The sequence below is a fragment of the Actinomyces sp. MRS3W genome (assembly GCF_032465695.1).
Lineage (GTDB): Bacteria > Actinomycetota > Actinomycetes > Actinomycetales > Actinomycetaceae > Actinomyces.
In genome coordinates, this window is the sequence record NZ_JAWDJJ010000169.1 from 1 (window position 1) to 13,113 (window position 13,113).

Genomic DNA, 13,113 nt, shown 5'->3' on the forward strand with positions numbered 1-13,113 from the left:
GGCCAGCGCCGCCAGCACCACCGCGGCGGAGCGGGCGGCCGCTTCATCGGCGCCGATGTGGAAGTCCTGGCCGGCCTCGGGGCCGCACAGGTCCGAGACGCCGCGGATCGAGGCGAAGGGGATGGCCGCCGCGTGCGCCACCTGTGCCAGCGCCGTCGACTCCATGTCCGTGCTCACCGCCTGCGGGAAGCGCTCGCGGGTGGCACCCACGTTTGCGGCGGTGACGAAGGAGCCTCCCGCGAGCATCTGGCCGGTGTGGATGCGGGCAGTCCCCGCAGCGGGCGTGGCGGTGTGCAGCGCCTCCTGTGCGGCGCCGGCGCGCGCCACCAGGCCGGGATCAGCCGCGAAGGTGGCGGGCTGCCCCGGGGTCTGACCCGGCGCGTAGCCGAAGGCGGTGGCGTCCACATCCGTGTAGGCCAGGTTGGTGGAGACGCATACGTCCCCCACTTCAACGTCCCGCCCGAGGCCGCCGGTGGTGCCCGCGGAGACGATGAGCTCCGGGGCAACCTGGGTGAGCGCCGTGGCCAACGCGCTCGCGGATGCCACCAGCCCAATGCCCGAGCGCACCAGCACCAGCTCGCGGTCCCGGCCCAGATGCAGCGGCCAGGCCTCGGCGCCGCCTGGAAGAGTCAGGGGTGTCGCATGCTCCAGCTGTGGCAGACGACCCAGGAAGGGCTGGGCCTCCTCGGGCATCGCTACGACGACCACGGCAGTGACTTGGCGGCGACCCGCTACATGACTCGTGCACATGCTCTGAGCTTAGGTGCAGCGGCGGCCCGCGGGGTCGGCGTCCGGCCCAGGCCGGCGGCCCGCATCCGCGAGGTAGCGGGCTTCGGCAGCCGGAAGATGTCGATTGGGCGGTGAGAGGGGTGGTGTCGGGAGGTGGCGCCGCTTAGGCCTTGGCGAACACCGTTTCCCACTGGTCGCGTTCAGCCAGGAAGCGCCGCACCGCGTCCTGGGCGGCCTGGAGCGAATGGTTGGCGCCCCAGCCGCACTGCACCTCGTTAGCCGCCGGGACCTCGGTCGCCTCAAGAATGTCCTGGAACGTGGCCTCGAGCAGCGGCAGGAACTCTTCCGGCTCCAGCCCGAGGGTCAGGGCGTAGAAGCCGGTCTGGCAGCCCATCGGCCCCCAGTCGATGAGGCGGTCGGTGTGGTTACGCATGAGCTCGGCGGTCAGGTGCTCAATGGAGTGCACGGCGCGCATGTCCAGGTGCTCGCGATTGGGCTGGCAGAAGCGCACGTCATATTTGACCAGCTCGTCGCCGCCCGGCAGGTGCTTGCGGTCCGCAATGCGCACAAAGGGTGCCGCCACCTTGGTGTGGTCGAGGTTGAAGGACTCCACGTTCATCCGGTGCTTGCCCATGCCTTCAGGCTAGCCGCATTCGGGGGAAGAATGGCGATATGTCCACACCGCTCGCCCGCATTGTCGCCGGCCTCACCGACGCCCCCACCCTCGTTCTGCTGCACGGCATCACCGGCTCGGCCATCTCCCAGTCCGACGCCATCGACCACTGGGTCAGCCAGGGCTACCGGGTGATTGCCGCCGACGCCCGCGGTCACGGCCTCTCCCCCCGCTGGACGCCGGCCGAGCTGGCCCGGGCGGGAGATGTGCTGGTGGACGATGTCATCGACCTCCTCGAGGAAACCCACCCTGCTGCGCCGCATGCGCCCGCAGCGCGGATACCCGGCGGGGACCAGGCCGGCCTGCCCCGGACCGACGCCGATCGTCGGCCGGTTCTTATCGGCCACTCCATGGGGGCGGCCACCGCCATGGTGGTGGCCGTGCGCCGTCCGGATCTCGTCGCAGGCGTTGTCCTGCTGGATCCGGCGCGCTACGGCACGCGCAGCCCGCAGGAGCTGCGCGATCGCGGCGCCGCCCGCAAGCGCGCCCGGGACGCCGAAATCGCCGACCTGCCCGCAGCGGTTGCCCGTGCCGTGGCCGACCCCGAGGTTCCCGACGGCGAGGCCGTCGTCGGGGTGTGGGCGAGTCAGCGGATGGACCCGGCGCTGCTTGACACCGGCGTGGTCGCCCCCGAGGTGCCCTGGGAGGAGGCGATGGCGGCGCTCACCGTGCCCACGCTCCTGGTGACCGGCGATCGACCCGGATCTGCGCGCGTGGGCCCCGCGGGCCTGGACGTGCTCGCCCGCATCGGCAACCCGCAGGTGCAGACGGCGCTGGTTCCGGGTGCGGGCCATGACGTGCGGCGCACCCGCCCCGAAGGGTTCTGGGCAGCGGTGGATCCGTGGCTTCAGCGGCTGCTGGGCAGGGCTGCATAGGGGGCGGAAAGGCTGCCCGCCGGCTCGGATCGGCGTGAAGGGGCCGGGTGGTTGGCGGTGGCGTGATGGGGCGTGATAGGGCGAGCGGCGCCGATCTTGTCACCGAAACCGGCACTAATAACGCACCGAAACCGGCACTAATGACGCGTCGAAACCGGTCGATGTGGTCGTGGCGGCGAGTGGGTGTCGGTGCTGAGGGGGCCCGGGGTCGGACCTCGCGGCCTTCGTCCCGCCAGGGCGCCAACGACTGGGATGTTGAGAAGCGGGTCTGTGGTACCAGGGTCGAGTGCGGCGCGCTGCTGTAGGACTCCTGATCTGCTCTGGCCGTGTACGACCCTTTGTGCCTCAAGCCTCCACGTCGACGTCGAATACGACCCTTTCAGCCCCAAAGCCCCACCACATACGAGGTCTCGGGCCCAAAAGGTCGTACTTGCTCACCAGCCAACTCTGACAGCGAGGGCTCGGGTCATAAGGGTCGTATTCGAGCTCCACCTGCCACAACAGATCCGACCATCGCCTCCTGCCACATACCTCAGGAGCGACTGCCCCCGATACATCGAGAACGTCGGCGAGCACCCACATGCATCGGTCGATGCCCCGAGTACCGCGGGCGTTGGACCACGGATGCCCCGGCCTCGTCATATCGACCGGTTTCGACACGTCATTAGTGCCGGTCTCGGCACGTTACAAGTGCCGGTCTCGGCACGTTACAAGTGCCGGTTTCGGTGACAGGGGACCGAGCCGGCCACCATGAGCCGGCCACCATGAGTTGGCCACCACGAGTCGGCCACCATGAGCCGGCCATGTCAGCTGCGCCGCTCGGCCACGGCCCACGTCGGCTGCCATGAGCCGGCTGCCATGACGGCGGCAGGCGTCCGGATCCAGCAATCGCGGCTGACATCACCTAGGATCTCCCCTACCCGGCAAAGATGTCGGGGACACCCCGGTCAGGTCCGGGTGCCACGAGGAGGATCCATGCCCGCGCGCACGCGTCCCGCCGCCAATCGACCGCGTCCCCGCGTCCCTGATCGCCTTGAACCGCTCACCCGCAAGCAGATCATCGGTCTGCTGATAGCCGTCACCGTCTTCGTGGTGCCGCTGATCGTCGACGTCCCTGACCTGGACCCTTTGGGCGAGCGGATGCTGTCCATCTTCCTGCTCGCCATTGTGCTGTGGGTCAGTGAGGCGATTCCGCTGGTGGCCACCGCCGTCCTGGTCATCGCGCTGGAGGTGCTGTTCATCTCCGACCAGGCGGTCCTGCCGGTGCCAGAGGATGCCACCGCCTACTCCAGCTTCTTCGGGGCCCTGGCCAATCCCGTTATCGTGCTGTTCCTGGGCGGATTCCTCATAGCCGACGGCGCCGAGAAGTTCCAGCTGGACAAGAACCTCGCCGCCGTCCTCATCAAGCCCTTCACCGGGTCCGCCCGTCGCACCGCCCTGGGTCTCATGGTCATCACCGCGGTGCTGAGCATGTTCATGTCGAACACGGCCACCACCGCCACCATGTTCGCCGTCATCATCCCCGTCCTCGGTGCCCTGCCGGAGGGTAGGCCCCGCACCGGCCTGGCCCTGTCCATCCCCATGGCGGCGAATGTGGGCGGCATGGGGACGCCGGTGGGTACGCCCCCCAACGCGATCGCCCTGAGCGCCTTGGTGGAGGCCGGTCACGCCATCAGCTTCCTGGACTGGATGCTCATGGGCATCCCGCTCATGCTCATCATTCTGCTGGGGGCCTGGTTGCTCATCTGTGCAGTCTTCCTGCCCGGGGACCTGACCGTGGAGTTGCACATGGACGCCACCTGGCGCACCGACACCAAGGCGGTCCTATTCTACGTTATCGCCGCGGTGACCATTCTGGCGTGGATGACCGAATCCCTGCACGGGCTCAGCGCGAATGTGGTTGGCTTCCTGGCCATTGTTGCCATGCTTGTCACCCGGGTTATGACCGGGAAGGACCTGGCCGGGCTGTCCTGGGATGTGCTGTGGCTGGTTGCGGGCGGTATTGCGCTGGGTGACGGTGTGGGCATCACCGGCCTGGATCAGTGGATCCTCGACCTGTTTAACTGGACCAGCATGCCCGCGCTCGCGGTGGTGGTGGTCATGGGGGCGTTGGGATTGGCCCTGTCCAATGTCATCTCCAACTCGGCGGCCTGCAACCTGCTGGTGCCGCTGGCCATGGGCCTGGCGACGGGGGTCAGCGGCCTGGAGCCGGTGACGATCGCCGTGGTGCTGGCGCTGGCCTGCTCGCTGGGTATGAGCCTGCCGATCTCGACGCCGCCGAACGCCATCGCCTATGCCACCGGTGAGATCCCCACCGGGGATATGGCCCGGATGGGTCTGATCGTCGGCATTGGCGGGACCGCGGTTCTGGTGCTGGTCATGCCGCTAGTCTGGTCCGCGATGGGAATGCTGTGAACACCGAGCCCGATCACACTCCCGGCGCCTCACCCGGCCCCGCTGATCCGCCTGCCGAACCTGCCCCCGATGTCGGCCGGCTGGTGGTTGCCGTCGTCTCCCCGACGTCGCTGGGTACCCAGGCTGCCCACGAGGTCGCCCCGGCGGTGAACTCGCTGGCGGAGGTGGTGCGCGTGCGCACCCTGGCCGAACTGTTCAGTTGGGCCCAGCGCGGCCAATCCGGGCAACCGAACGGATCCGCGCCGACCGCCCCCCAGACGCCGGCCAAGGTGGCCGGATCCGCCGCGGTGGCTCTCATTATTGCTACCGATGAGGTCGGCAGCCTCGACGACGTCGCGGCCGCGGTCGCGCACTATCCTGCCCTGTCCACCGCCCGGCTCGTGCTGCTCACAGAGCGCACCGAGCTGCACGACCTCGGGCGGGCCATCGACGAGGATCTGGTCACCGAGGTCATTGCCGTGCCCTGGACGCCCGGCGCCATCGGGCACCGCGCCCGCGCCCAGATCTACCGCTGGATGCGCGACCACCTGCCCGAGGATGATCCGCGGCGCCAGAACGGTGTCGGCCGCGGTCGCTCCCCGCTGCTGGAAGCACTCACTCACCGTTCCGACGTCCTGACTGCCGAGCTCATTGCCGCCTGCGAGCAGGTGCTCGGACCACGTCCGCGCCTGCGGCTCCCGGCCGGGGTGCGGCTGACCCATCAGGGACAGATCGTCGACGGCGTCTACGTGGTGGTGAGCGGGTCAGTGGCCCTGACCCGGCACACCCGCGTCGGCGAGGTGACGCTGCACCACGCCACCACCGGCCGCATCATCGGCCTGGTGTCCCTGGCCAGCCACGGTCGTGCCTTCGTCACCGCCACCACGACCACCGACGTCGAGCTCATCCTGCTGTCCATTGAGCAGCTCGACCGGGCGCTGCGGGAGAACGAGGTCACCGAGCAGGTGCTCGCCGCCCTGCTCATCCGCTCACTGACCAAACGGCTCTCCCGCTCCGAGATCCTGCAGGTGGAAAAGATCGAACTGGCGGCCGCCGTCGACGCCGAACGCCTGCAGGCGCAGGAGGCGCTATCCGCCCTGGAGCAGGCCCGCCTGGAGCTGCTCGCCCAGGAGCGTTTCGCCACCCTGGGGGAGTTGGCCGCCGGCATCGCCCACGAACTCAACAATCCCGTGGCCGCGCTCGAACGTGCCGGCAGCCACCTGCGTGAGGACCTGGCTACGGTACTGGCGACCCACCCCGACGGCGAGATGATCCGCCAGACGGCCGCCGCCGCGCGCACCCGGCCCGCCGTCTCCACCCGCCAGGAGCGTGCCGCCCGCAAACAGCTAGAGCAGGTGCTCGGCGACCGGGAGCTCGCCCGCCGGATGACGGCGGCCGGTATTGACGCCGCCCGGCCGGACACCGTCCGGGAACTTGCCGCCGACTCGGCACGGCTGGCCACCATGGAGGCCGCCGCCTCCATCGGTCGGTCTGAGCGCAATATGCGCCTGGCCACCGAGCGCATCAGTGGGCTCGTCGCGAGCCTGTCAACGTACGTGCGCCCGGACGACGAGGAAATGCTCCCCGTCGACCTGCGGGAAGTGGTCGAAGACGCCCTACGACTGACCGCACACCGCCTGGGTGAGGTGGAGATCGAACGGGACTATCCGGCCGAATCCGGGGCCATCCCGCTGGTCCCCGGCCATGCCGGGGAGCTGGTGCAGGTATGGACGAATATTCTGTCCAACGCTGCCGATGCCCTAGCCGCCCAGGCGAAGGAGGACGCCGACGCCGGCAGGACCCCCCGACCCGGTCGTGTCACGGTGCGGATGGCGCCGGTTCCGGGCGGTGTGCGCGTCGAGGTGGAGGACAACGGCCCGGGCATCGCCCCGGACATCCTGCCCCGCATCTTCGAGCCCAGGTTCACCACCAAGCACGGCCAGGTTCGCTTCGGCCTCGGCTTGGGCATGGGGCTAGCCAAAAGCGTCGTCGACGCCCACCGCGGCTCTATCGATGTCGAATCGGATCCGGGCGGTACCCGCGTCACCGTGGTGCTCCCCGCCCACCCCGCCGTGGCGGAGAGCCCGGCTCGGGTCGGTGCTCGCGGCGGAGTGGACAGGCCGGCCGGCAAGCGGACGCGCAAACGGGCGGAACAGCGCAAACACGCGGACAAACAGCCGCACAAGCAGCGGCGCAGGCACTCACGTAAGGAGCGGTCATGAAGCTTGTCATCCTCGTCGTCGAGGACGAACCGGAGGTCCGTGACGCCGTCATGAGGGATTTGTCCCCGTTCGTCGACACGGTGCGCATCGAGCCCGCCGAGGACGTTGCGGACGCCTGGGAGGTGGTTGCGGACGTCGACGACGATGACGACCTGTTGGCCCTGGTCCTCGCTGACCACCGCATGCCCGGGCGGACCGGGGTCGACATGCTGGTGGATATGGACTCCGACGCTCGCACCGCTGCGGCGCGGAAGGTGCTGGTGACCGGGCAGGCCGACCAGGCCGACACGGTGCGTGCCCTCAATGACGCCGGCCTCGACCACTACCTCGCCAAGCCCTGGGATCCGGCCCAGCTCCAGCAGGTGGTGCGCGACCAGCTCACCGACTTCGTGCTCGAAGAGGGTCTTGACCCGCTGCCGCACCTGCGCGCCCTGGACCGCGTGCGCGTCATGGAGGCGCTGCGCTGACCGGAGGGGCGCGTGTTTGACGACACGGGGTAGTTGTGGTGTCGATCGGTCCTTCCTGCGGATGAGGTGTCGTCATGGTGCACGTGCGAGGATGCCTTTATGAGCGACGCACGTGAGACAGCGACCGGACGCGCCCAGGGTGAATCCATCGCGATTGTGATCGCCGTACTGGTGATCGGCTGCGCGGGCATCTATTACGTCCGCTCACTCATAGGTCCGGTCTTCTTCGCCCTCACCCTGGTCATCACCGTGCGCCCGCTGGTGAGTTGGGCTACCCGACACCATGTGCCCCGGCCCGTGTCGGCCTTGGTGGCGATCCTCATTGTGTTCGCCTTCGTCATCGGCCTGTTCGCGGCGCTCGGGGTGGCGATCGTGCAGCTCATCGAGACGCTGCCGAACTACGCTGCGCAATTCTCCTCGATCTGGGACAGCATCCGGGAGCTGCTGGGCCGCGCCGGGGTGGATGAATCCACGCTCATCGATCAAGTGTCGCAGTCTCTGGACACCAGCCGGATCGTCTCGGTCGCCCAGAGTCTGCTCGGCCAGGTGTCCAACGCCGGTTCCTTGCTGGGAGTGATGGGACTGTCCGTCGTCTTCCTCATGTTCGACACCTCCCGCATCGAGGCGCGCTCACGTGCGTTGAGCCGCCTACGGCCGGGCATCGCCTCCGCCCTGAACGGATTCGCCACCTCCGTACGCTCCTACTGGCTGGTTTCGACCGTGTTCGGTCTCATCGTTGCCGTATTCGACGTTATCGCCCTGTGGATCCTGGATGTGCCGATGGCCGTGACCTGGGGTGTGGTCTCCTTCATCACCAACTACATCCCTAACGTCGGCTTCATCCTGGGGGTGATCCCACCGGCGCTTATCGGGCTGGTCGCTTCTGGCCCCTGGACGGCGCTGTGGGTGGTTGTGGTGTACTCGGTGCTCAATTTTGTCATTCAGTCGCTCATTCAGCCGAAGTTCACTGGTGACGCGGTGGGCCTCAACACGACGACGACCTTCCTGTCCCTACTGTTCTGGAGCCAGATCATCGGCGGCCTCGGAACGATCCTCGCGGTTCCCCTCACGCTGTTCGTCAAGGCGCTGCTGGTGGATTCCGACCCGCGCTCACGCTGGGTGAGCATCTTCCTCTCTGCGGGGGATCAGCCTGCTGTGGACGACGAGGGGTCTGATGCCGCCGAAGCCGACCGGACTGCTTCGGAGCCGATTAGCTCTATTGGTGTCGGGCCTGACGATGTCAGCGATACATCGGGACCTGCGCCGGGTGCGGACGCTGCCCGGTCGTGAAGTGAGATAACACCGAATTCGCACCGGCGTGAGCATATTGATGGAATTCTCCCATGCTTTTCTCAGTGGGGCTCGGGGGCTCTTTCAGATGAGGCGGGTTATATGGGTCGTGCCGCCGGACAAGGCGAGTCGCGAGGGTTGGGGAACCCGCTGACCGGCTCGGCTTGAGACCACCCCGGGTACTAGGGAGCCCGGGTGGGTTGCTTCGGCGAAGGAGGGTGCTCCCCCGGATGTGGGAACCCGGGCGCGGAGCCCCTCACTGACGAAGGCCCTCGGGCCGGGCACGAGCCCGCCCGGGGGCCTCGCCATATTCGCGCATGAGCAGGTGCGGTGACCGGTCTCACCCCCGCCACCCTGCCAAATACGCCCGGATACCCCCGCCAAGTCGGCATCCTCCGTGAAGGCAATTGTCTGGCTTCAGTCGGCCAGGGTGACGGGTACGGTCATCCCCTCAATGTCGGCGGCGGCGATGCACTCGTGGATCGTGTGCGCGATCTCGCGCAGGTGCGGTAGGCCGGCTCGCTCGACCGGCATGGTCACCGAGATTGCCAGCAACGGCACGCCGGCGACGGCAAGCGGCACGCCCACGCACGCCAGGCTGGGCCGGTCCTCGCCGATCTCGACGGCGTAGCCGTGGGCGCGCACCCGCTGGATCTCCTCGGCAAGTCGGCTAGGCAAGTACTCGGAAGGCTCGGGGATGAGGCTCAGCCACATGTCCACCTCCGCCTGGGAGGGCTGTCGGGCACCGAGGATGGCGCGCCCCATGGCGGTGGTGGCCACCGGGGCGCTCTGGCCGATGCGCGACCAGACCCGCACCGGGCGGTCCGGCTCGACCTTGTCCAGGTAGACGACGTCGCGCTCGTACAGCCGCCCCAGGTGAACCAGCTCGTGGCTCTTCTCGCAGATCGCGAGCAGCACCGGGTGCAGCCTAGCGGAGGCCTGGTTAGCACTTGTCCACCACGTGGCCATGCGCCCGGTCATGGAGCCCAGCCGGTATCGGCCCAACTCATCCTGCTCCACCCAGTGCCGCTGCCGCAGAGTCGCCAGGATGTGATGCAGGCTCGACTTGTTGATGCCGGTGTCTTGGGCAAGTTGGCTCAGGGACACACCCTCGGCGTCGACGGTGAGCAGATGCTCCACCACCCCGAGCGCCTTGTCCACCGACGCAATCGTGGTGGTTTTGCTTTTTTGGTCCTGCGACCGGCCTGCGGTCCGATCGGAAGAGGGCATGGAGCTCCTTCAACGGGTGTGGTCACGCCGAACGGATAACCGTTTGACGCAGTGAAACATGGGGTCAGCCTACTGCCTGACCAGGCCCGTGCGGCGCGACCGCGCCGCGGGACTCAATCCCAGGGCGCGGCCGCTCATCCCCGTCTCAGGGCTGCTTGCCGATATAGGCGAGGATGCCGCCGTCGACGTACAGGACGTGACCGTTGACGAAGTCGGACGCCCGGGAGGCGAGGAAGACGGCCGGCCCGGCCAGGTCGTCCGGGTCGCCCCAGCGTGCGGCCGGGGTCCGGGAGACGATGAACTGGTCGAAGGGGTGACGGGTGCCGTCGATCTGGCGCTCGCGCAGCGGAGCGGTCTGCGGGGTGGCGATGTAGCCAGGACCGATGCCGTTGCACTGGATGTTGTACTGGCCGTACTCGGAGGCGATGTTGCGAGTGAGCATTTTCAGCCCGCCCTTGGCGGCCGCGTAGGCGGACACGGTCTCCCGGCCCAGCTCGGACATCATCGAGCAGATATTGATGATCTTGCCGCCACCGCGCTCAATCATCGCCGGGATGACCGCCTTGGAGACGATGAACGGGCCGGTGAGGTCGATGTCGAGCACCTCGCGGAACTCGGCGGCAGCCATCTGCGTCATTGGGATGCGCTTGATGACGCCGGCGTTGTTGACCAGGATGTCGATGGGGGCGACCTTAGCGGTGATGGTGGCGACGGCGTCAGCGACGGCCTCCTCATCGGTGACGTCGAAGACGTACCCGTGCGCCTCAATTCCCTCCTGAGCGTAGGCCGCCAGACCCCGGTCCACCGACTCGCGGGAGCGGGCGTTGAAGACGATGGTGGCGCCGGCCTCGGCGAGTGCCTTGGCGATGGCGAAGCCGATGCCGTAGACGGCGCCGGTCACCAGGGCGGTGCGTCCGGTGAGACTGAAGATCGAGTCGGACATGACGCTCATATTCCTTACTGTGCGCGGGTCAGCGGATCTCGGTGACCGGGTGGGCATCCATGTCGTCGAAGAACTGGTTCTCCCCGGCCATGGCCCACACGAAGGTGTAGGCGGCGGTGCCGACCCCGCAGTGCAGCGACCAGGACGGGGAGATTACGGCCTGCCGGTCGGCGACGACGAGGTGGCGGGTGCGGTCCGGCTCACCCATGATGTGGAAGACGCGGGCGTCGTCGGGAACATCGAAGTACAGGTAGCACTCGGTGCGGCGGTCGTGGGTGTGGGCCGGCATGGTGTTCCACATGGAGCCCTCGTGTAGCCGGGTGAAGCCCATAACCACCTGGCAGGAGCGAATGCCGTCCTCGTGGATGTACTGGGTGAGGGTGCGGCGGTTGGAGGTCTTCTGGTCGCCGAGTTCACGCACCGTGCCCTGGCCGGGCAGTGCCAGCGTCGTCGGGTAGTCGGCGTGGGCGGGGGCGGAGAACAGGTAGAACTGGGCGCCGTGCTCCTGGTCGGCGGCGGCGTCGGCGAAGACGACGTCGCGCGCGCCACGGCCGATGTACAGGCAGGCGGTTGAGGGCATCTCGTAGGTGGTGCCGTCGACGGTGACGACGCCGTCGCCGCCCACGTTGAGTACCCCCATCTCGCGGCGCTGCAGGAAGAAGTCGGAGCGCAGCTCATCGAAGACGGGCAGGGACAGTTCCTTTCCCGCGGGCTCGGCGCCTCCCAGCACGATCCGGTCCTGGTGGGTGTACACGGCGGTGACCTCGCCGGGGACGAAGACTCGCTCAACCAGGTAGCGGTCGCGCAGGTCCTGGGTGTCGAAACTGGGGATCTGCTCGGGGTTGGTGGCGTAACGCTGTTCCATAGTGACTCTCCTACTTGGTGTGTGGTTTGGTGCGGTTGGCGTGCTGAGGAGCGGACTGGAGCGACGGCGAGTGGTCGGGGGCGTGTGTGGGCGGGCCGCTCGCCGCGTTCCAGTGGATTCAGGCGGGTTCAGTAATAGGTGCGTAGATACTCGGCCAGACACAGGATGGCCATGGCCTGACCGTAGGGCATCGAGGTTAGGGGGATATCCCGGTAGAACTGCAGGTCGTGGCCCATGCCGGTGCCGAAGGACACGTGGGTGAGTTCGCCGTCGTCGTCGATGTTGCTCACGATGGCGCGAATGGCACGCTCGGCGACGGGCGCGTAGGTGGGCTTGTCGAGGTAGCCGAGCCGGACGGCCTTAAGGATGCCGTAGGCGAAGCCGGCCGTGGCGGAGGCCTCCAGGTAGGAGGAGGGGTCGTCCAGCAGGGTGTGCCACAGCCCGGACTCGTCCTGGAGGGGGGCCAGTGCGGCCACCTGCGAGGACAGCGTCTCGATGAGGAACCGGCGCACGGGGTGGTCGGCGGGCCAGTCCACGAGTTGGAGGAAGTCGGGGATGACCATGGTGACCCAGGAGTTGCCGCGCGCCCAGCGGGCCTCGGCGAAGTTGTGGGCGCCGTCGAAGGTCCACCCGTGGAACCACAGCCCGGTGCGCCGGTCGGTGAGGTAGTTGATGTGGGTGAGGAACTGGAAGGTCGCCTCCTCGACGTAGCGGGGGCGGCCCAGGAGCAGGCCGATCCGGGTCAGGGGCATGACCGTCATCATGAGGGTGTCGTCCCACATCTGGTGGTGGTTCTCCTCGGCCAGCGTCATGTGCTGCATGCCGCCGTGCGGGGTGCGGGGCATCTCGCGCATGGCCCACTCGGCCCAGGAGTCCAGCCAGGGCAGGTAGGAGTGTTTGCCCGTCAGCTCATACAGGTTGGCCAGCGTGAGGAAGGGCGCCATGGTGTTGACGTTCTTCGTGGTGCCCACGGCGAGGTGATCGTCGAACCAGCGCTCGATGATCTGAAGCATGCGCTCGTCCCCGGTCTGCTCGTAGTACTGCCACATGCCGTACAGGCCGATGCCGTGGGTCCACTCCCAGCCTTCCGTCCAGCCCTTGGTGTCAATGACGCGGCCGTCGTCCAGGCGCAGGAGGAACTCTCCGGTCTCATCGGTGATGTGGATGAGGTTGTCCGTGAGGCGGCCGATGAGGTCCTGCAACTCGGTGCGGGAGATGAACCGCTCCGGGGCTCGCAGCAGCTCACTGTGCTTGACCGGCCAGATTTTCTGCTCCATGGTGATCCGCTCTTCTTCAGTTGGTGGTTTCTAACTTGGCGGGGGCGTGGCCCGCATCTGCGTCAGCAGAGCCGTGGCCACGGCCGCGATGAGGTACATGCCGAAGGTGGCTGCCGTCGAACCCCGCCGCTTATGAACGCCTTACGTT

At 67.8% G+C, this 13,113-nt stretch carries 11 protein-coding genes; 5 read left to right on the plus strand and 6 right to left on the minus strand.

Going from position 1 to position 13,113, the window contains the following annotated elements:
* Both mtnN and RWX45_RS05995 read right to left on the minus strand, forming a co-directional pair.
* The coding region (gene mtnN / locus RWX45_RS05990; RefSeq protein ID WP_316022852.1) for a 5'-methylthioadenosine/S-adenosylhomocysteine nucleosidase at positions 1-750 on the minus strand (750 nt) is incomplete at its 3' end.
* A gap of 142 nt (positions 751-892) precedes the next feature.
* On the minus strand, positions 893-1,363 hold the full coding sequence (locus RWX45_RS05995; RefSeq protein WP_316022853.1) for an S-ribosylhomocysteine lyase: 471 nt from the start codon (positions 1,361-1,363) through the stop codon (positions 893-895).
* Between the two features lie 38 nt (positions 1,364-1,401).
* On the opposite strand from RWX45_RS05995, the gene RWX45_RS06000 reads away from it, so the two are divergent.
* From RWX45_RS06000 to RWX45_RS06020, 5 genes are all read left to right on the plus strand, one after another.
* Positions 1,402-2,277 (plus strand): alpha/beta fold hydrolase, encoded by an 876-nt coding sequence (locus tag RWX45_RS06000; protein ID WP_316022854.1) that lies wholly within the window; start codon positions 1,402-1,404, stop codon positions 2,275-2,277.
* Positions 2,278-3,252: 975 nt separating this feature from the next.
* Complete coding sequence (locus RWX45_RS06005) at positions 3,253-4,692, plus strand: DASS family sodium-coupled anion symporter (RefSeq protein ID WP_316022855.1); 1,440 nt, start codon at positions 3,253-3,255, stop codon at positions 4,690-4,692.
* Positions 4,689-6,893, plus strand: a complete 2,205-nt coding sequence (locus RWX45_RS06010) for an ATP-binding protein (RefSeq protein WP_316022856.1) — start codon at positions 4,689-4,691, stop codon at positions 6,891-6,893. Before RWX45_RS06005 ends, RWX45_RS06010 begins: the two co-directional genes overlap by 4 nt.
* Positions 6,890-7,360, plus strand: a complete 471-nt coding sequence (locus RWX45_RS06015; protein WP_316022857.1) for a response regulator — start codon at positions 6,890-6,892, stop codon at positions 7,358-7,360. The genes RWX45_RS06010 and RWX45_RS06015 overlap by 4 nt, the downstream gene beginning before the upstream one ends.
* Positions 7,361-7,459: 99 nt before the next feature.
* A complete protein-coding gene (locus RWX45_RS06020) occupies positions 7,460-8,650 on the plus strand; it encodes an AI-2E family transporter (protein ID WP_316022858.1) in 1,191 nt (396 codons plus the stop codon).
* A 417-nt stretch (positions 8,651-9,067) separates the two neighbouring features.
* Here RWX45_RS06020 and RWX45_RS06025 read toward each other — a convergent pair whose 3' ends face one another.
* From RWX45_RS06025 to RWX45_RS06040, 4 genes are all read right to left on the minus strand, one after another.
* The gene (locus RWX45_RS06025; protein WP_316022859.1) at positions 9,068-9,880 is read right to left on the minus strand and encodes an IclR family transcriptional regulator; all 813 of its coding nucleotides are present in this window, start codon (positions 9,878-9,880) and stop codon (positions 9,068-9,070) included.
* A gap of 145 nt (positions 9,881-10,025) precedes the next feature.
* The gene (locus RWX45_RS06030; RefSeq protein WP_410050687.1) at positions 10,026-10,823 is read right to left on the minus strand and encodes a gluconate 5-dehydrogenase; all 798 of its coding nucleotides are present in this window, start codon (positions 10,821-10,823) and stop codon (positions 10,026-10,028) included.
* A 28-nt stretch (positions 10,824-10,851) separates the two neighbouring features.
* Positions 10,852-11,688 carry a 5-dehydro-4-deoxy-D-glucuronate isomerase gene (kduI, locus tag RWX45_RS06035; RefSeq protein ID WP_316022861.1) on the minus strand — a complete coding sequence of 279 codons (837 nt, stop codon included), beginning with the start codon at positions 11,686-11,688 and terminating at the stop codon, positions 10,852-10,854.
* Positions 11,689-11,816: 128 nt separating this feature from the next.
* Positions 11,817-12,965 (minus strand): glycoside hydrolase family 105 protein, encoded by a 1,149-nt coding sequence (locus tag RWX45_RS06040; RefSeq protein ID WP_316022862.1) that lies wholly within the window; start codon positions 12,963-12,965, stop codon positions 11,817-11,819.
* Positions 12,966-13,113: the final 148 nt, after the last annotated feature.

Bases quoted from the DNA above. Each gene is read 5' to 3' on its own strand.
- RWX45_RS05995 (WP_316022853.1), bottom strand. From the start codon at position 1,363: ATGGGCAAGCACCGGATGAACGTGGAGTCCTTCAACCTCGACCACACC.
- RWX45_RS06025 (WP_316022859.1), bottom strand. From the start codon at position 9,880: ATGCCCTCTTCCGATCGGACCGCAGGCCGGTCGCAGGACCAAAAAAGC.
- RWX45_RS06030 (WP_410050687.1), bottom strand. From the start codon at position 10,823: ATGTCCGACTCGATCTTCAGTCTCACCGGACGCACCGCCCTGGTGACC.
- RWX45_RS06000 (WP_316022854.1), top strand. From the start codon at position 1,402: ATGTCCACACCGCTCGCCCGCATTGTCGCCGGCCTCACCGACGCCCCC.
- RWX45_RS06015 (WP_316022857.1), top strand. From the start codon at position 6,890: ATGAAGCTTGTCATCCTCGTCGTCGAGGACGAACCGGAGGTCCGTGAC.
- RWX45_RS06005 (WP_316022855.1), top strand. From the start codon at position 3,253: ATGCCCGCGCGCACGCGTCCCGCCGCCAATCGACCGCGTCCCCGCGTC.
- RWX45_RS06040 (WP_316022862.1), bottom strand. From the start codon at position 12,965: ATGGAGCAGAAAATCTGGCCGGTCAAGCACAGTGAGCTGCTGCGAGCC.
- kduI (WP_316022861.1), bottom strand. From the start codon at position 11,688: ATGGAACAGCGTTACGCCACCAACCCCGAGCAGATCCCCAGTTTCGAC.
- RWX45_RS06020 (WP_316022858.1), top strand. From the start codon at position 7,460: ATGAGCGACGCACGTGAGACAGCGACCGGACGCGCCCAGGGTGAATCC.